Origin of the sequence: Xanthobacter autotrophicus (assembly GCF_005871085.1) — a bacterium.
In the GTDB taxonomy this organism is placed as follows: Bacteria; Pseudomonadota; Alphaproteobacteria; order Rhizobiales; family Xanthobacteraceae; genus Xanthobacter; species Xanthobacter autotrophicus.
Genome location: NZ_VAUP01000031.1, coordinates 332,150 through 350,340 on the forward strand (window position 1 = coordinate 332,150; position 18,191 = coordinate 350,340).

At 69.0% G+C, this 18,191-nt stretch carries 17 protein-coding genes and 1 tRNA gene; 2 read left to right on the forward strand and 16 right to left on the reverse strand.

The window, feature by feature from the left end:
- Positions 1-91: 91 nt before the first annotated feature.
- The 11 genes from FBQ73_RS15485 to FBQ73_RS15535 form a co-directional block, all read right to left on the reverse strand.
- Positions 92-1,129 (reverse strand): nickel/cobalt transporter, encoded by a 1,038-nt coding sequence (locus FBQ73_RS15485; RefSeq protein ID WP_246089723.1) that lies wholly within the window; start codon positions 1,127-1,129, stop codon positions 92-94.
- Positions 1,126-1,776, reverse strand: a complete 651-nt coding sequence (locus FBQ73_RS15490) for a DUF1007 family protein (RefSeq protein ID WP_138400378.1) — start codon at positions 1,774-1,776, stop codon at positions 1,126-1,128. Before FBQ73_RS15490 ends, FBQ73_RS15485 begins: the two co-directional genes overlap by 4 nt.
- A gap of 212 nt (positions 1,777-1,988) precedes the next feature.
- On the reverse strand, positions 1,989-2,930 hold the full coding sequence (locus FBQ73_RS15495) for a prephenate/arogenate dehydrogenase family protein (RefSeq protein ID WP_138400379.1): 942 nt from the start codon (positions 2,928-2,930) through the stop codon (positions 1,989-1,991).
- Positions 2,927-4,090, reverse strand: coding sequence for a histidinol-phosphate transaminase (gene hisC, locus FBQ73_RS15500; RefSeq protein WP_138400380.1), 1,164 nt, complete (start codon positions 4,088-4,090; stop codon positions 2,927-2,929). Before hisC ends, FBQ73_RS15495 begins: the two co-directional genes overlap by 4 nt.
- A 59-nt stretch (positions 4,091-4,149) precedes the next feature.
- The gene (locus FBQ73_RS15505) at positions 4,150-4,995 is read right to left on the reverse strand and encodes a chorismate mutase (protein ID WP_138400381.1); all 846 of its coding nucleotides are present in this window, start codon (positions 4,993-4,995) and stop codon (positions 4,150-4,152) included.
- A 93-nt stretch (positions 4,996-5,088) separates the two neighbouring features.
- A complete protein-coding gene (locus FBQ73_RS15510) occupies positions 5,089-5,610 on the reverse strand; it encodes a hypothetical protein (protein WP_138400382.1) in 522 nt (173 codons plus the stop codon).
- Between the two features lie 10 nt (positions 5,611-5,620).
- Positions 5,621-5,998 carry a VOC family protein gene (locus FBQ73_RS15515; protein WP_138400383.1) on the reverse strand — a complete coding sequence of 126 codons (378 nt, stop codon included), beginning with the start codon at positions 5,996-5,998 and terminating at the stop codon, positions 5,621-5,623.
- 76 nt (positions 5,999-6,074) lie between these two features.
- Positions 6,075-7,259: a 23S rRNA (adenine(2503)-C(2))-methyltransferase RlmN gene (gene rlmN / locus FBQ73_RS15520; RefSeq protein ID WP_246089737.1), complete on the reverse strand. Its 1,185-nt coding sequence runs from the start codon at positions 7,257-7,259 to the stop codon at positions 6,075-6,077.
- Positions 7,260-7,428: 169 nt separating this feature from the next.
- The gene (locus FBQ73_RS15525) at positions 7,429-8,361 is read right to left on the reverse strand and encodes a sugar kinase (protein ID WP_138400385.1); all 933 of its coding nucleotides are present in this window, start codon (positions 8,359-8,361) and stop codon (positions 7,429-7,431) included.
- Positions 8,362-8,570: 209 nt separating this feature from the next.
- Complete coding sequence (locus FBQ73_RS15530) at positions 8,571-9,290, reverse strand: lysozyme inhibitor LprI family protein (protein WP_246089724.1); 720 nt, start codon at positions 9,288-9,290, stop codon at positions 8,571-8,573.
- Between the two features lie 3 nt (positions 9,291-9,293).
- Entirely contained in the window at positions 9,294-10,481 is a 1,188-nt protein-coding gene (locus tag FBQ73_RS15535; RefSeq protein ID WP_138400386.1) for a pyridoxal phosphate-dependent aminotransferase, read from the reverse strand.
- A 260-nt stretch (positions 10,482-10,741) separates the two neighbouring features.
- On the opposite strand from FBQ73_RS15535, the gene FBQ73_RS15540 reads away from it, so the two are divergent.
- Positions 10,742-13,345 carry a sensor domain-containing diguanylate cyclase gene (locus FBQ73_RS15540; protein ID WP_138400387.1) on the forward strand — a complete coding sequence of 868 codons (2,604 nt, stop codon included), beginning with the start codon at positions 10,742-10,744 and terminating at the stop codon, positions 13,343-13,345.
- A gap of 235 nt (positions 13,346-13,580) precedes the next feature.
- On the opposite strand, the gene FBQ73_RS15545 is transcribed toward FBQ73_RS15540, so the two are convergent.
- The 4 genes from FBQ73_RS15545 to FBQ73_RS15560 all read right to left on the reverse strand — a co-directional run bounded on the left by FBQ73_RS15545 (position 13,581) and on the right by FBQ73_RS15560 (position 16,339).
- Positions 13,581-13,657, reverse strand: a tRNA-Met gene (locus tag FBQ73_RS15545).
- A 115-nt stretch (positions 13,658-13,772) separates the two neighbouring features.
- Positions 13,773-14,417 (reverse strand): class I SAM-dependent methyltransferase, encoded by a 645-nt coding sequence (locus FBQ73_RS15550; RefSeq protein WP_138400388.1) that lies wholly within the window; start codon positions 14,415-14,417, stop codon positions 13,773-13,775.
- A gap of 43 nt (positions 14,418-14,460) precedes the next feature.
- Positions 14,461-15,630, reverse strand: coding sequence for a tRNA 2-thiouridine(34) synthase MnmA (mnmA, locus tag FBQ73_RS15555; RefSeq protein WP_138400389.1), 1,170 nt, complete (start codon positions 15,628-15,630; stop codon positions 14,461-14,463).
- A gap of 187 nt (positions 15,631-15,817) precedes the next feature.
- Complete coding sequence (locus FBQ73_RS15560) at positions 15,818-16,339, reverse strand: invasion associated locus B family protein (RefSeq protein ID WP_138400390.1); 522 nt, start codon at positions 16,337-16,339, stop codon at positions 15,818-15,820.
- A 406-nt stretch (positions 16,340-16,745) separates the two neighbouring features.
- Between FBQ73_RS15560 and FBQ73_RS15565 the strand changes: the two genes are divergently transcribed.
- Positions 16,746-17,726 (forward strand): NADPH:quinone oxidoreductase family protein, encoded by a 981-nt coding sequence (locus tag FBQ73_RS15565; protein ID WP_138400391.1) that lies wholly within the window; start codon positions 16,746-16,748, stop codon positions 17,724-17,726.
- Between the two features lie 53 nt (positions 17,727-17,779).
- On the opposite strand, the gene FBQ73_RS15570 is transcribed toward FBQ73_RS15565, so the two are convergent.
- Complete coding sequence (locus FBQ73_RS15570) at positions 17,780-18,190, reverse strand: YkvA family protein (protein ID WP_138400392.1); 411 nt, start codon at positions 18,188-18,190, stop codon at positions 17,780-17,782.
- Position 18,191 lies beyond the last annotated feature (1 nt).

The following is an 18,191-nucleotide window of genomic DNA, read 5'->3' on the forward strand; positions in this document are numbered from 1 at the left end:
AGGCGCAACGAAATTGCTTAAAAGACGGGCGTGGCGAATTTTGGCGCAATGCGGCATCTGCCTCACGGCGATGCAGCATGGTTATGCTGGCTCAGCCCGGCAGCAGCCGCTCGCTCTGGAGATAGCCGGTGAGCAGGGCGAAGCCGAAGGCCATCACCAGGATCGCCGCCCCCAGTTCCACGCCGAGGCGCAGCAGCACCGCGCGCCGGTCGTCGCGGCCGGCGAGCCGCACTGCGAGGCGCTTGCCATAGACCGCGATGGCGGCGATGGCCGTCACCATCAGCGCGGTGCCGAGGCCCATGGCGAAGGCGGAGGCGACGCCGCTCATGAACACGCCCTGCGCGAGGGCGAAAGTCAGCACCAGGATGGCGCCCGAGCACGGCCGCGCGCCGGCGGACACCACCGCCACCGCCGCCCGCTTCCAGCCGCCCTTGCCCTCCAGCAGGGCTGGATCGGGGGCGTGGATATCGCCGCAGTCGCAATCGGCGCCGTGGACGTGGGCGCTCTCGCCCCGCGCCGCAGCAACCAGCGCCCGGCCTTTCACGATCGCGAGATAAAGGCCGAACACGCCGATGCCGCCATAGGCCACGATCTCCACCCAGTTCATGGCCTGCGCCATGGACACGGCGGTGGCGTTCAGCGCCAGCGCCAGCACGCCGACGAAGGCAATGGCGACGATGGCCTGCACCATGCCCGAGGCCAGCGCCAGCACCGCGCCGCGCTTCAGCGTGCCGCCATCGGCCAGCAGGTAGGAGGAGATGACCGCCTTGCCGTGGCCGGGGCCGGCGGCATGGAACACGCCATAGGCGAAGGACAGGCCGGCAAGGAGGAAGGTGGCGTTGCCGTCCTGCTTGCTGGCGCGCACCGCCTGCACCAGCGCGCGGTAGAATTCCGCCTGCTTGGCGAGGATGAAGCCGGCAATGCCGGTGGGCTGGGCGCCGCCGCCGAGGCCGAAGGGCGTCGCCTTGGGGGCCGGGCCGAAGCCCTGCGCGAAGGCGAGGTCCGGATACAGCACCAGCGCCGCCAGCAAGGCAAAGGCGAGGGCGGCGGTCAGGCCCAGCAGCAGCACGGCGATCCGGCGCAGGGGCCGTCCAGCCCCGGCCGGCGCTTTCACGGTGATATCGCTCACGGGCACTTCACCGTGATCTTGTCGGCGAACTGGGCGCCATAGGTGCTGGCCGAGGTGAGATTGGAGAAGAAGGCCTCGTTCAGCGTCCCACTCGCCGGCGGCTCCGGGGAGATCACCTCCTGGGTGCAGCCGGCCGGAGCGGCCACCAGCTTTACCGGATCCTTCTCGTTGAAGGAGAAGGAGACGAAGGCGGTGGGATCGTAGATCTCAAGGGAGGTTGTCCCCTTCGCCGCCACCGGCTTTTCCAGCGGCAGGGTGAAATGAAGGGTGAGCAGCTCATTCTCGTAGGTCAGGAAATAATCGATGGGGTCCTTGAAGGCGAGCTTGGCCGTCGCAGTCTTGCCCACGACGAAATAATTGTATTCCTTCAGGGACGTGACGTTCACCTCGGCGAGGGGCTTGAGCACATCGTCGCCGTAGCTGCCGTCCTTCTGCTTATCCATGCCCTGCAAAGCGAAGGCGGAGAAGGCATCGTCGAAGGTCCAGATCTGTTTCACCCCGGTGAGGCGGCCGCTGGCGTCATAGACCAGCTCGCTCTTCATGGTGACCCACACATGGGGATGCGCCTGCGCCGGGCGCGGCGCCAGAGCGGCGAACAGGAGCGCGGTCACAAGGCTCAGGGCGACCGTCACGGTGCGCGGCGTCATCGGCAATCGTCCTCATTCACCGGTCCGTCGATGCCGCCTGTGCGGGCGCATCGGCGAATCCGATCCGGCTATCACCTCGCCCCGGACTTCGGCGGAAGAGTGGCACGCCCCAGTGGCACAGTTTCTTGCCGGTGGCGTGACAGCGGCGCCTGCCGCTACGGCGGCGGCTCGGTTATCCCCTTGCCCGGCTTCAGCTGTGTCAGCTCTGCTCGTCAGCTCTGCTCGTGCTTGGGCTTTTCGGCGGCGCGACGGCCGAAATCAGGGGCGGCGGTCTCCTGGCCCTGCTCGATGATGGAGCGGCGGATGGCCCTCGTGCGGGTGAAATGCTCGAACAGGGCGTCGCCGTCGCCATAGCGGATGGCGCGCTGGAGGGCGGTGAGGTCTTCCGTGAAGCGGCCGAGCATCTCCAGCACGGCCTCGCGGTTGGAGAGGAACACGTCGCGCCACATGGTGGGGTCGGACGAGGCGATGCGGGTGAAGTCGCGGAAGCCGCCGGCCGAGAACTTGATCACCTCGGAGGTCAGCGTCTCCTCCAGCTCCGCCGCCGTGCCCACGATGTTGTAGGCGATGAGGTGCGGCACATGGCTGGTGATGGCGAGCACCAGGTCATGGTGCTGGGCGCTCATGGTCTCCACGTTCGCTCCAGCCGCTCGCCACAGGGCGACGATGCGGTCCACCGCGGCGGGATCGGCCCCCTCCGGCGGGGTGACGATGCACCAGCGGTTCTCGAACAGGGCGGCAAAGCCGGCGTCCGGGCCGGAAAACTCCGTGCCCGCCACGGGATGGGCCGGCACCAGATGGGCATGGGCCGGCACGAAGGGGGCCATGGCCTCCACCACCGACGCCTTCACCGAGCCCACGTCCGAGAGGATGGCGCCCGGCTTCAGGTGCGGCCCCACCTCGGCCGCCACCGCGCCGGAGGCGCCCACGGGCACGCAGGCGATGACGATGTCGGCGTCCCTGGCGGCCTCGGCGGCGCTCTGGGTCACCTCGTCGGCAAAGCCCAGTTCGCGCACGCGGGCGCAGACGGCGGCGTCCCGATCGGCCACCACGATGGTGCCGGCGAGATGCTTCTCACGCGCCGCGCGGGCCAGCGACGAGCCGATGAGCCCCGCCCCGATGATGGCGAGGCGGGGAACGAGCGGGCGGATCACTTGTTCTTGCCCCCGGTTTCCTGCCCCGCCGGCCCGTTGCCCGACATGAAGTCCGCGAGGGCGGCCACCACCAGGTGGTTGGCCTCCTCCGTGCCCACCGTCATGCGCAGGGCGTGTGGCAGGCCGTAGGACGCCACTTGCCGCAGCACCAGGCCCCGCTTCATCAGGAAGGCATCCGCCTCCTTCGCCGTGCGGCCGGGGGTGTCGGGGAAGTGGATGAGCAGGAAGTTGGCGACCGAGGGCGTGACCTTCAGGCCCAGCCCCTCGATCTGCTCCGTCAGCCACGGCAGCCAGCGCGCATTGTGCGCCACCGCCTTTTCCACGTGGGCGGCATCCGCGATGGCGGCGGCGCCGGCGAGCAGGGCCGGGGTGTTCATGTTGAACGGGCCGCGCACCCGGTTCATGGCGTCGATCACATGGGCCGGGCCCACCGCCCAGCCGATGCGCAGGGCAGCAAGGCCGTGGATCTTGGAGAAGGTCCGGCTCATCAGCACGTTGTCTGCGGTGAGCGCCAGTTCGAGCCCGGTCTCGTAGTCGTTGCGGCGGACATATTCGGCATAGGCCGCGTCCAGCACCAGGAGCACGTTGGCGGGCAGGCCGGCGTGCAGGCGGCGCACTTCGTCGAACGGCAGGTAGGTGCCGGTGGGATTGTTGGGGTTGGCAAGGAAGACGAGCCGCGTCTGCGGCGTCACCAGCGCGAGGATGGCGTCCACGTCGGCGGTGAGGTCGCGCTCCTTCGCCACCACAGGGGTGCCGCCGGAGGCCAGCGTCGCGATCTTGTAGACGAGGAAGCCGTGCTCGCTGAAGATCACCTCGTCGCCCGGCCCCACATAGGTGTGGGCCACGAGGTTCAGGATTTCGTCGGATCCGGCGCCGCAGATGATGCGCGCGGGATCGAGCCCGTAGGCCGTGGCGATGGCCTGACGCAGCACGGTGGCGGAGCCGTCCGGATAGTCTTCCAGCTTGCGGCCGGCTTCGGCGAAGGCGGCGAGCGCCTTCTCGCTCGGGCCGAGCGGGGTCTCGTTGGAGGAGAGCTTGAAGACCTTGTCCACCCCGGGGGCGTGGCTCTTGCCGGGCACATAGGCCTCGATGGCGAGCACGCCGGGCCGCGGCTCGGGGCGGCCGGGAGCGGGGATCGGGTCTTTCAGCACGGCGGTCATCTCAACATACTCCAGAACCTGACGGATCGGGCCGCCCGGCGGCCCTTGGCAGTCTACCCTTACGTTTCCGCCCCCACCCTGTGGATGGCGGCGTGGCTGCCGACCTCAGCGACGGCGCGGACGCCGGCACCGGCCTCGGTGAGGGCGGTGATCACCTCGTCCACCCCATGGCCGGGGGGCAGCGAAGCGAGGAGCGCCGCGCCGTCTAGCGCTTCATCGGGCGCCACCACCACTTCGGCGAAGGCGGGTATGCCACGGCCCGCCGCCGCGCTCCATCCGGTGACGCGCAGCGAATAGACGCGGACCTCGCGCACGGCGGCATCATCGATGGGGTGGGAGACCACGAACACCGGCAACCCGGCGGGATGGTCCGCGCGCTCCACGAACGGCAGGCGGGCGATGATCTTGGGGGCGCCCTCCGCCTCCAGCGCCGTCCACCACGGGTCCCCGGCGCCGGGGGCGACGGCGGCGATGAGGCCGAGGTCGCCCTTGGAGGACTTCACCGCGTCGATCACCCCCCGCGCACCCATGTGGGGTACGAACGGCACGGTGAAGCCGAAATGGAAGCGGGCGCTGTCGCGCATGGCTGGCTCGCCCACGGCAAGGTCGGCATGGACCGAATAAGGCGCCTGCACATAGGTGAAGGTGGCGATGATGACGCGCCAGATGCTCTCCACCGTGTCGAGGGGCAAGAGGCCGTGGTGGCGCTCCACCAGCCGGCGCATCATGTCGGCTTCGCGGGCCGGGCGGAAGGCCGAGCCGCTTTCCGCGCCTGCGGTGCGCTTCACCTGCACCAGGCGGTCAATGATCGCGCTGCGCTCCATGAGGAGGCGGTGCATGGCCTCGTCGATGCGGTCGATCTCGGAGCGCAGGTCGGCGAGCGAAAGCGGGGGTTGAGTTTGCATCTTGGCGTTCGCGCGGCTGGGAGGGGGAGCCTTAGCCGGAACGGGGCGCGGAATCAAAGGATTGTTGGGAGGCCGCCCGGCCGGTGCGCCTCGTCATGCCGCCGGGGGTGGCAGTTCGGGCTGGGGTGGCGGTGGAGGAAGTCGCCCCGCCCGCTCGGCCGGCGACCGCAGGATCGGCTTGAAAAAGCCGGCGGTGGAGCCGGCCACCAGCCAGTAGGCGAGCCCCGCCGCAAGGCCGGCGGCCACCACGTAGAACGGGTCGGAGGCCACGGCCGGCGTGCCGTCGGCGGGGGCGAAAAGCTGCGATCCGATCCAGGCGGAGACCACGCCATTGGCGGCATGGAACATCCAGGAGCGCACCGCGAAGGCCTCGGAGAACAGGATGCCCACCGCCGCCACCAGCCACATGAGGGACAGGAGCACCACCAGCACCGTGGCCGAGGCGACGATGGCGATGACGAAGCCCAGCGCCGCCGCATCCGGCTGGGTCGCCTCGAACAGGGTGCCGATGCGCCATTCGCCGATGAGAATGACAGCCGAGCCCGCCATCACCGCGGCGAGATAGCCGACCGGTACCAGAATGAGGCGCAGCAACAGGCGGGCGAAATTGTCCATACAGGTTCCGTCATTCCGGAAGGTGGCAGACGGCTTCCACGTTGAGGCCGTCGGGATCAAAGACGAAGGCACCGTAATAATGCGGGTGATAATGGGGCCGCAGCCCCGGTGCGCCGTTGTCGCGCCCGCCGTTGGCAAGCGCCGCTGCGTAAAAGGCGTCCACCGCCGCCCTGCTCGTGGCGGCAAATGCTACGTGCAGATGTCCGGTGGCGATGGGCGCGTCGCCGATCCAGAATTCCGGCTTGCCGGCGCCGAAGCCCACATAGGCATGGCCGCCCGGCGGGTTCGCCTCCATGACGATGCCGTAGCCGAGGGGGGCGAGGACGGCGAGGTAGAAGGCGCGCGAGCGCTCCATATCGCGCACGGAAATGCCCACATGGTCCAGCATGATGGTCTCCTCAGCCTGTTTGCCCGGCCCGCGCGGAGCCTATCGGCTTCGCGCGACAAGGTCCCGACGGGCCGGCCTATTCGTCCTGCGCCATCATGGCGCGCAAGGCGAGGCGCTCGCGGGCCGAAAGCTTCTCGCTCTCGCTCTTCAGCTGGCCGCAGGCGGCAAGGATGTCGCGGCCGCGCGGCGTGCGCACCGGGCTCGCATAGCCGGCGCGGAACACGATGTCCGAGAAGCGCTCAATGGTCTCCCAGTCGGAGCATTCATACTGCGTGCCCGGCCAGGGGTTGAAGGGGATCAGGTTGATCTTGGCCGGCACCCCTTCCAGCAGCTTCACCAGCGCCCTGGCGTCGGCGGGGCTGTCGTTCACGCCCTTGAGCATGACGTATTCGAAGGTGATCCGCTTGGCGTTGGAGGCGGCGGGATAGGTGCGGCACGCCTCCATCAGCTCGGCGATGGGGTATTTCTTGTTGATGGGCACCAGTTCGTCGCGCAGCTTGTCCCGCACCGCATGGAGCGAGATGGCGAGCATGGGGCCGACCTCGGCGCCCAGCCGCTCGATCTCCGGCACCACGCCGGAGGTGGACACCGTGATGCGCCGCCGGCCGAGGCCGAGGCCATCGCCGTCCGACAGGGTCTCGATGGCTTCCTTCACGCTGTCATAGGCATAGAGCGGCTCGCCCATGCCCATGAAGACGATGTTGGTGACCAGCCGATCGCCCTCGGTGGGCAGGCCGGGACCCACCGCGCGGTCGCGGCCGGGATAGTCGCCGAGGCGGTCGCGGGCCACCATCACCTGCGCCACGATCTCGGCCGCGGTGAGGTTGCGCACCAGCCGCTGGGTGCCGGTGTGGCAGAACGAGCAGTTGAGCGTGCAGCCCACCTGGCTGGAGACGCAGAGCGTGCCGCGATCACTTTCGGGGATGTAGACGGTCTCGATGTCATGGGGCCGCTCGCCCGGATGGTCGGCCGGAAAGCGCAGCAGCCACTTGCGGGTGCCGTCCTGGGACACCTGCTCCATCACGATCTCCGGCCGCGCCAGCGAGTAGGCGGCGGCGAGATCGGCGCGCAGGTGCTTGGAGACGTTGGTCATCTCCGCAAAGTCGGTGGCGCCGCGCAGGTAGATCCAGTGCCAGAGCTGGTTCACCCGCATGCGCCGGTCGGAGCCGCGCACGCCAATAGCGTCGAGCGCCGCGCCCAGCTTGTCCCGGTCGAGGCCGATGAGGGAGGGCAGGGGCGCAGGCGCGCCGATCACCGGCATGGGCGCAGCTTCGGGCGTGGTGGCGTCGGGCGCGGTCTCGGAAGTGGACATCATGGCGTCACACATAATGCCTTCGGCTCGCGCTTTCCACTTGGAGTTCCACCTTGAAGATGCAGGGCTGCTCCCGGATTCACGCGGGGTGCCCCAAGGTCCGTCGCTGGCTGGGGCTTCAGTGCGGCCGCATGCCCTCGTGGATGGCGCGGGGAATGATGGCGCCCCGGTGCATGATCACCTCCGCGGCGAGGCGATGGCCGGCGCGGGCGGCCTCCTCGGGGCGGGCGCCCTGCAGGCGGGCGGAGAGATAGCCTGCATTGAAGCTGTCGCCGGCGCCGGTGGTGTCGAGAGGGGCGACCGCGCGCTCCACCGGCACCTCCACCGTGCGCCCATCCGCATGGACAAGGGCGCCGGCTGCTCCGTTCTTCACCACCACTTCGGTCAGGCCATACGTGGTCATGCGCTCGATGGTGGCGGCGGGGGAGGCATCGCCCCACAGGGCTACCTCGTCCTCGAAGGTGGGCAGGGCCATGGACGAGCGCTTCAGCGCCTCGGCGAACACGGTGCGCGCGCGGTTGAGGTCGCCGCCCCAGTTGCGCGGGCGGAAATTGCCGTCGAAGACCTGCAGTCGCCGACCCTGGGTGGTGCTGCCAGCCATTTCCAGCGCCGCGAGGAAGCGGCCGAGGCCCTGGTTTGAATAAAGCGACAGGGTGATGCCGGAGAAATAGACGGCGCGCGCATCCACCAGCGCCGCCGCCACCTGCTGCCAGCCCTCGGCCTCGAACAGGGTTCGGGCGGGGGCGGTGTCGCGCCAGTAATTGAAGCTACGCTCGCCGGCATCGTCGGTGGTGATGAGATAGAGCCCCGGCACCCGGCCCCTGAGGCGGGGCACGAGACTCATGTCCACCGCTTCCGCGGCGCCGAGGGCAAGAATTTCGGAGGAGAAGGGGTCGTCCCCGAGCGCGGTGGCATAGGCCACGTCCACACCGGCGCGGGCGAGATAGACCGCCGTGTTGAAGGTGTCGCCGCCATAAGCAAGGCCGAAGCGCCCGTCGGACCCGCGGGCCAGCTCCACCATGACCTCACCCACGCAAACCACCTTGGACACGAGCGCCTCCGCCGATTTTTCCCCACCTGACGGGGCGACCCTAGCAACACCTGAGCGGCGATCAAATCGTTTTTATTGTATTTTAATACATCCGCGAGGGGCGAGAGCGCCGGTCTTTCCCCGCCCGCGACGTGTCGGCGTGTTGCTGGTAAATCCGTGTGGCACCAAGGGAAACGCACTTCCGTTAGGTCAATGGCCCGCGTGGGCGGCTATTCCGCCAGCGGGGGTACGGTGTGGGTCCAGGTTCCCGGGCGGTCCTGGGGGCCCTGCGCAAGAGCCGCCGCGCCGCCGGGTGCCGGCGGACGGCCGTAGCGGGCGCGCAGCTCGCCGGCACGGCGAGTGTTGGCCTCCATGAGGCACAGGGCGCGCTGCTCGAAATTGCCGATGCCGCGCGGCCCCTCGAACGGGGCGACGCTCTGGCAGTCGAAATTGCGGTAGAGCAGGAAGCGCGACTGGGCCTCATCCAGCATGGTCTTCCACCGCGCGCGCTGGACGCCCTGGAGGTCGTTCCGCGCCTCGATCACGGTGAAGGCGTTGGCAAGCTCGGCCTCCAGTGCCTGCTCGGAGGTGCGGGTGGCCTCGAACAGGCAGCGGTTGTACTGCCCGCCCGAAATCTTCTCCTTCGGACAGGCCGGCGAGCCGGACCAGCGTTCAGGGGCGGGCGCAGCGGCGCCGCGGCCGGCGGACGGGGCGGGGGCGTGCACCGCTTCAGCCGCCTCGGGGGCTGCCTGAACGATCGATGCCGGATCCTCTGACAAGGCGGGAGCGGACATGGTGTCGACCGCGCTGTCCGCCGGTGCGGGCTCGGTCAGTCCTGGCGCGACAGGCGGATCCGGCGGTGGGGCGATGGCGAGCATGATCAACGGGCTCAGCGCGAGCGCGAGGACGGCCAGGCCAAGCCAGCGCCCCCGCGCGGTGCGCGCCGCCACGCCTCAGGCCACCTTGCGGTTGGCGGCGAGGAAGTCGCCCATGCGCGCCAGCGCCGCCGTGATATTCTCCCGCGAGGTGGCATAGGACAGCCGGAGATAGCCTTCGCCATAAACGCCGAAATCCGGCCCGCCGATGACCGCCACGCCGGCCTCCTCCAGCAGGGCGGAGGCAAGCTTCTTGGCTTCGCTCCAGCCGGCGCCGGACACGTTGGGGAAGGCGTAGAAGGCGCCCTTGGGCGTCGCGCAGCGCACGCCCGGCAGGGCGTTCAGCCCTTCCACGACGATGCGGCGGCGGGCGTCGAACTCGGCCGTCATGGCCTCCACAGCATCCTGCGGGCCTTCAAGGGCGGCGATGCCGGCATATTGGGTGGCGGCGTTCACGCAGCTCCAGCAATTGACCGCCAGCTTGCGCACCTTGTCGTAGAGGTCCTTCGGCCAGATGGAATAGCCGAGGCGCCAGCCGGTCATGGCATACGTCTTGGACCAGCCGTTGAGCAGGATCAGCCGGTCGCGGATCTGCGGATAGGCCAGAAGGGTGCGGTGTTCCTCGCAGTCGAACAGGAAGCGGTCGTAGATCTCATCTGACATCACCGCCACATGGGGGTGGGCGGCAAGGCCCTTCACCAGCTTGTCGATCTCGGCTGCCGGGGTGACGCCGCCGGTGGGATTGGCCGGCGAGTTGATGATGAGCAGGCGCGTGCGCGGGGTGATCAGCGCCAGCGTCTCCTCCGCCGAGAAGGCGAAGCCGTTGGCCTCGCGGATCGGCACCGGGACGGGGGTGGCGCCGGTATGCTCGATCATGGAGCGGTAGATGGGGAAGCCGGGGTCCGGATAGAGGATCTCCGCCCCCGGCTCGCCGAACAGGCGGATGGCCGCATACATGGTGACCTTGCCGCCTGGCATGATCATGACCAGGTCCGGGTCAACCTCCACGCCGTAGCGGCGGTTGAGGTCGGCGGCCACCGCCTCGCGCAGGGGCAGGATGCCCACCGAGGGCGTATAGCCGTGCTGGCCGTCGCGCAGCGCCTTCACGGCGGCCTCGACGACGTGGTCCGGGGTGCGGAAGTCCGGCTGGCCGATGCCCAGGTTGAGGATGGACCGCCCTTGCCCGGCCAGCGCCGTGGCGCGCGCCAGCACGGCGAAGGCGTTCTCCTCGCCGATGCGGTCGAAGGGGGCGGTGGTGGTCAGCATGGCGTGGCTCCTCGGGATAACGGCCCCACGCCCGGCGTCTGGCGCGCCGCTCGGCGGGGGAGGCACTGGATAGCAAAGATGTCAGGGGGAGGGGAGAGGCATGAAGGGCCGTCCCCGGCACGCCCGCTCAGGGCCGGTGGGATTTCCGGCCCGATGATGCGATGCGATGGCGGTAATTGTGCACGGTGCCACCTTCTGGTTTATATGCACCCATCTGTCTGCGCGTCAGCCGCACCACTCCGGGGGATAAAGCGCGCGCCATGGGACCTCAGGACCGGAAGCTGCTGAACTGGCGCGCGGGCGCGGTGGCGGCGGCGATCTTCGCCGCGGGCCTTGCGGCGACGTGGGCGGCCGGGTCGCTGGCACGGCACATCATCCACTCCAATACCCAGGGCCGGTTTTCGGCCGATACCGCCGAGATGGCCTCGGCCGTTGGCGAGCGGGTGCGGGCCCACGCCGAAGTGCTGGTGAGCATGCAGGGGCTCTATGCCTCGGTGGGACGCATCGACCGCGCCCAGTTCCAGCGCTATGTGGACGTGCTCGACCTGGTGCGGCGCTATCCGGGCTTCGAGGCGCTCCAGGTGCTGCGCCACGTGACGCCGGAAGGCCTCGACGCCTTCATCGCCGAGACGCGCACAGACACCAGCGTCGATCCGCGCGGCCAGCCGAGTTACACCGTCCATCCGGCCGGGCCGCGCCCAGTCTACAATGTCATCCAGTTCGTGGAGCCCATGCGGGGCAATGAGCGGGTGCTGGGCTTCGACGTGGGCTCCAACCCGGCGCAGCTCGACAGCCTGGTGCGCGGCGGGGACACCGGGCGCATCGTCGCCACGCCCCCGGTCAAGCTGTTGCAGGACGAGAGCGGCGGGCTCGGCTTCATCCTGCGCGCGCCGCTCTACAAGGCGGGGGAGCTGACCGCCACCGTGGACCAGCGCCGCAACGCCCTGCTGGGCTTTGCCGCCGCCGTCTATCGCGCCAACGATCTCATGCGCGGCGTGCTCGATGCCCGCACCCTCCAGCAGATGAATGTGCGGGTACTCGATCGCGGCTATGCCCGCGTGACCTCGGAAGGCGCTGTCACTGCCGAGCCGGCGGACCCGTCCGCCACCGCCGTGCTGCTGTTCGACAGCCGTGAGCCGAACCTGCAGGTGGTGACCCCTGTGGCGGAGGTGCCGATCGGCATCGCCGCCGAACGGTCCCTGGTGGTGGGCGACCGGCTGTGGCTGCTGCATTTCGCGGCGCGGGCGGGATCGAGCTACGCGGCCGACCCGACCATTCCAACCGTGGTGCTGGCGAGCGGCTCGGTCATCAGCCTGCTTTTGGCCGGCATGGCGCTGTCGCTCATGCGCGCGGGCCGGCTGTCCCGCAGCCTCGGCGCGCTCGATGCCGAGCAGCGGGCGCTGGTGGAAAATCCGCTCGCGGGCATCCTGTTCACCCGCGGGCGGACGGTGGTGCGCGGCAATCACCGCATGGGAGACCTGTGCGGTCGCCCGCCTGAAGCCCTGGCCGGTCTCGACCTCGCAGATCTCGCGGCGCGACCGGAGGATGCCGCTGCCTTCGAGGCGGCCCTCGCCGCCATCGCCGCGGGCGGCACTGCCGCGCTGGAACTGCACCTCAAATGTCCCGATCGCCCGCCCGTGGTGGTGGATGCGTTCGGGCGTCCCTTGTTCCTCCAGGGGCGCCGGGGCGACGGGGAGGTGTTGTGGGTGATGCAGGACAAGACCGACGCGCTCGCCGTGGAGGCCGAGCGGCGCGGCCATGAGCAGGCGCTGCACGAGGCCAATGCCCATCTCATCCGTCTCGTCGATGCCGCCGAGGCGCGCACCATGGAGATCACCCTCCTCGCCGAGCTGAGCTCCATCCTGCAATCCTGCCAGTCCATGGACGAGGTCTTCGCCTCGGTCCAGGCCTATGCGGCGCGGCTGTTCCCGGACGAGGCCGGCGCCGTCTATGTGCTCAACCGCAAGCGGGCCCAGGTGGTGCGCGGCGGCCGCTGGGGCGTTCCCCGCGCCGATCTGGCCTCCTTTGCCCCTGACGCATGCTGGGCGCTGCGCCGGGGACAGGCCTTCCCCGTCTCCGAGGCGAGCCGAGGCCTCGTCTGCGACCATGTGGCGGGGGCCGTCGGCGAGGGCGGCGTCCCGAATCATGTGTGCCAGCCGCTGATCGCGCGCAATCGTCTTCTGGGTCTGCTCTATCGCGAACCGGCGGCGGAGGGGGCCAGCGCCTCGGCCTTGCAGCTTGCCACCATGCTGGCCGAGCAGGTGTCCCTCGCCCTCGCCAATATCGATCTGCGCGAGCAATTGCGCGGCCAGGCCCTGCGTGATCCGCTCACCGGCCTCGGAAACCGCCGCTTCGTGGAGGACGCGTTGGCGTTGCAGATTGCCGGCATCGCGGGGGACGGGCGGCCGCTGTCGGTGGCGCTCATCGACCTCGACCATTTCAAGCAGATCAACGACACCCACAGCCACGAGGCCGGGGACGCGGTGCTGCGCGCCATCGGCGACGTGCTGCGCGCCAACACCCGTCAGAGCGACATCATCGCCCGCTACGGCGGCGAGGAATTCCTGCTGCTGCTGCCCAATACCGGGCCGGACGGGGCGCTCGCGGTGGCGAACCACCTGCTCCAGGCGGTGCGCAGCCTGCGCGTGCTCTGGTCGGGCGGAGTGCTGGACGGCATCACCGCCTCCATCGGCATCGCAGCCTTTCCCGACCACGTCAGCCGGCCGGACGACCTGATCGTCGCCGCCGACGCGGCGCTCTACCGCGCCAAGGCGGTGGGACGCGACCAGGTGGTGGTGAGCGCCGCCGCGCCCGATTTGGCCGGACAGCAGCCGGACATGTCGACCCTGCACGCCGTGGAGTGACGGCTTTCGTTATGGGCTAAGGCCGGCCCACAAAGGCGCTCCGGCGTACCTGGCAAGCGGTCTGCCGGAGCCGCCGTCCCCATAGTCACCGTCCGTTGTGTGATGTCGCGGCGGGGTCCCACTCACCACCGCTCCCGCTGCGCCTGCAACTGCGCGGCCCCCGTCCATGCGTGGCGGCCCATGCGTGGGATGGGAGGAGGATTGCGCGGATGGTGTATGGGAAATCAGAGGTATGTGGTAGCAGCGGGCGGATTTGAACCGCCGACCTCCGGGTTATGAATCCGGCGCTCTCACCAACTGAGCTACGCTGCCACGCGGAGAGACGCGCATATAGGGGCGGTGTGGCGCGGGTGTCAAGAAAGCGGAGGGCGCGGAACGATGCCCCGCACCCGATTTCCACCGCTGCACCGCTCCCGCTGAGGCCGGATCAGCGCGCCCGTTTCTTGATGCGCACCAGCTTGAAGAAGCCCACCGGGAATACCGGCGAAATCTCGATCACTTCCATGTCGGGATAGCGCGCCGCCCAGTTGCGCAGGCGGCTGGCCTTGAAGGCGATGCTCCAGCCCACCTTCTTCACCAGCGGGGCGAGCGCCGCCTCGATATGCATGGTGGCGCCCTCGTCCGCCCCGAGCTTGGAAGCGATCACGATCTCTCCGCCGGGCTTCAGCACCCGGTACATCTCGTCGAGCGCGCCTTCCGGGTCCGGCACCAGGGTGATGACGAAGGGCACGGTGACGGCGTTGAAGCTTTCGTCGGCAAAGCCGAGATTGCAGGCGTCCATGGCGGCGAGCAGGCCGACCTGGGACAGGCCGCGCTCCACCTTCTTGTCCACCGCCTTCTGCAGCATGTGGAACGACAGGTCGATGCCGGTCACCTGCGTGCCCTTGGGATAATAGGGCAGGACCAGCCCGGTGCCCACGCCCACTTCCAGGATGCGCGGGCCGCAGGCGGCGGCGGCGGCGGCGGCCTTGCGCTGGGCGTCCGCCAGCAGCTTCACATAGACCTTGTCATAGATGGGCGCCCACTTGGCGTAGGCGCGCTTCTGTCCCTCAAGATCGTACTGGACCGCCATTCTCAGTCTCTCCCGGCTCAAGGCCCGCCTTGCGGCGTTTGCCTCAGGCCACTTCGGCGACGCTCTTCGCCACCCGTTCCGCCCGCACGATGGTGCCGCCGCCCAGAAGGCGCGCAGCCGCTCCGGCGTCATCGTAGAGCACGCAGGCCTGTCCCGGCGCAACGCCCTCTTCGCCTACCGCCAGATGCACCTCCGGGGACCCATCCGCCGCGCGTGCAAGATGCGCCGGCACCGGGGGGCGGGTTGACCGGACCTTCACATAAACGTCGGCCTCTCGCGCCAGCGCCTCGGCGAAGGGCATGTCGCCCAGCCAGTTCACGTCGTCGATGGCGATGGCGCTGACCGTGAGCGCCGCGCGCGGGCCGACCCGAACTTCCTGCCGCCCCGCATCGATGGCGATCACATAGAGCGGCTCCGGCGTGGCGATGCCGAGGCCCTTCCGCTGGCCGATCGTGTAATGCATGACGCCGCGATGGCGGCCGAGTACGCGGCCGTCCAGATGCACGATGTCGCCGGGCTCGGCGGCCTCGGGTCGCAGGCGCTGCACCACCTGGGCGTAATCGCCGCCGGGCACGAAGCAGATGTCCTGGCTGTCGGGCTTGTCCGCCACCGGCAGGCCGAATTCGACCGCCAGCGCCCGAACGTCCGCCTTGCGCATCTCGCCGAGGGGGAAGCGCAGGCGCTCCAGCTGGGCGGCGGTGGTGGCATAGAGAAAATAGGACTGGTCGCGCGCCTCTTCCGCTGCGCGGTAGAGGCCGCGCCGCCCGTCCGGCAGCGCGCGGCTCGCCACATAATGGCCGGTGGCGAGGTAGCGCGCGCCCAATTCCTCGGCGGTGGCGAGCAGGTCGCGGAACTTCACCGTGCGGTTGCAGTCCACGCAGGGAATGGGGGTGACGCCCGAGGCATAGCTGGCGGCGAAGCGGTCGATCACCTCTTCCTTGAAGCGGCTTTCATAATCCAGCACGTAGTGGGGAATACCCAGGGTGCGGGCGACCTCACTGGCGTCGTAGATGTCCTGCCCCGCGCAGCAGGCGCCGCGCCGGTGGGCGGCCTCGCCATGGTCGTAGAGCTGGAGGGTGACGCCCACCACGTCATATCCGGCGCGGGCATAGAGGCCGGCGACCACGGACGAATCCACCCCGCCCGACATGGCCACCACCACGCGGGTGGAGGCGGGGTCGCCGTCGGTGTCGAGAAGGGGAAGGTCGGTCATGGTCGTGTGATGCTCGCCCGGCTGCGGCTGACGCAGGTTAGGCTGCGCGGGATGAAGGTGCAAATGGCTCGCATCCTTCAGGCCACGGGAGCAAGGCGAAATCGGGGCCGGTGCGGTTCGAACGCGCCCGGCCCCGTCATATGTGCTGCCGTGTCACCCTTGCACCGGCGTTGCTCTCAACCCGGCGTCACTTGCACTCCTGCGCCGCCCGGTCGAGGGCCTGACCGAGGCCGGTCAGGGAATATTTGTCAGTGGTGGGATTGCCGCGCAGCGAGGTGGAGACGACCTGGAGGTCCTTGCCGCGCCGCATGGCATCCACCAGCTTGGCCTCGTCCGCCACGTTGCGCACCCAGGCGCCTTCGTTCTTGGTGTAGAGCTGCAGCGTCATGCTACCGACGGTGAGTGTCGCGTCGGAGCCCTCCTTCAGCGGGAAGCCCATGGTGACGGTCACCTCGTTCTTCACGTTCTCGCTGGGGCGGGTGGAGACGAAGAAGAACGCCGGATCGCGCTTGAGGCCTTCCGGCGCGCGGGTCTTGGGCTGGGAGATGGCGTAGCACACCTTCGGGCTGACGGTGGAGACGTAGACGCTCCAATCCCCGAACTGCGCCACGGACTTGGACTGGGGCTGTCCCTGCGCAGCGGCGGGGGCCGCGAGCGCGCAGGTGAGAAACACGCCCAGGAGCGTCGGATGGACACGAGGAAGCGTCATGGCTTCTCCTATTTCACCAAGGCCCTTCAGGCGAGCCGGACGAGAGCGCGGTTGGTCTAAGCGGAAATGGTTCCGATTCTTTCCAGACGCATCCGGCTCACAAGCGTGGCCGCCATCGGGTAGCGGCCCAGACAGTCAAAAACGTGGCGGTCGAAAAATGGCAGCTACGTCTTGCGTTTTCATAAACCAGAGGCTCCGCTCCGCCTAAGGCGACTGTCCTGCCGCGCAATGATTCGAAGCGGCATGGGGCTTTGCGCGGGAAGGCCGCCCGGCGATCCCGCGGCGGGGGTCATGCTCGAAGTCATGAACCTGCCGCTGGGGAATGGATGTGTATCCAGAGCTTTTGCGTCTCGGGGTTAAATTTTGGTAACCCGTCGCCCGATCCACCGTGACAGAAGGTGAGCCCATGAAAGCGGTCGTCTGCGTGCGCCATGGTCCCCCCGACGCCCTCGAAATTCAGGATCTGCCTGATCCCGTACCGGGGCCTGGCGAGGTCGTGGTTGCTGTTTCTGCCATCGGCCTCAACTTCTTCGACACGCTGATCATCCGCGATCTCTACCAGGTGAAGCCCGGCCTGCCGTTCTCGCCCGGTGCCGAGTTCGCCGGCCATGTGGCGGCGCTGGGGGCGGGCGTCACCAGCTTCGCCGTGGGCGAGCGGGTGTGCGGCTATGTCACCCACGGCGCCGCGCGGGAAAAGGTGGTGGTGGAGGCCCAGTTCCTGGCGCGCGTGCCCGACGACCTCGATCTCGTGAAGGCCGCCGGCCTCATCGTCACTTATGGCACGTCGCTCTATGCCTTGCGCGAGCGGGGCAACCTCAAGGCTGGCGAGAGCCTGGCCGTGCTTGGGGCCTCGGGCGGGGTCGGGCTCGCGGCGGTGGAGATCGGGCGCATCATGGGCGCGCGGATCCTCGCCTGCGCCTCGTCCGCCGAGAAGGTGGCCTTCGCCAGGGCCCACGGCGCGGACGAAGGCTTCGACTATGCCCAGGGCGACCTCAAGCTCGCGCTCAAGGCGTTTGGCGGGTCCAAGGGCCTCGACGTGGTCTATGACCCGGTGGGTGGTGACATGGCCGAGCAGGCGTTGCGGGCGCTCGGCTCCCTCGGCCGCTTTCTGGTGGTGGGGTTCGCTGCCGGCGAGATTCCGAAAATCCCGCTCAACCTGCTGCTGCTGAAAAATTGCGACGCACGGGGCGTGGCCTTCGGCACGGTGGCGCGCAGCGATCCAGCCTGGCTTGCCGGCGTGGTGGCCGAACTGATGGAGCATGCGCGCACAGGTCGCATCTCCGCACATGTGGACAAGACCTTCCCGCTGGAGCGCTGCGTCGATGCGCTGGGGGAAATCGCCGGGCGGCGCGTCAGGGGCAAGGTGGTGCTCACCACCGGCCGGTGACGGGGCGGCGCCAAAGCGTTGACACGGGTGGACCGGCGTCGTGCCCGCCAAGCTCAGTCCGTCTCGTCCTTGAGACGGGTCAGGGCGTCGCGGGCGGTGGTGTAGTGGTCGGGCGTCACATGGCCGGACAGCAGCTTCAGCGCGGCCATCAGCACCGCCGCGTCGTCGGTGAAGCCGATGATGGGGAAGATGTCCGGCATCACGTCGAGCGGCAGCACGAAATAGGCGAGCGCAACCATCAACGTCGCGCGCACCCTCAGCGGCGTCTTGCGGTCGAACGCGGCGTAATAGCTCGCGACGGCATCTTCCGCGAAGGGGATGCGAGCAGCGGTGGCCTTGATCTTGGTCCAGAAGCCACGGCGCACGCTCTGTTCGTTGCGCGCCGCCTTCTCCCGCTCGTCAGGGGACAGGCCGTCAGGCCCCGACGCATCGTCACGCAGGGTGGTGCTGGTCATGGTCAACATT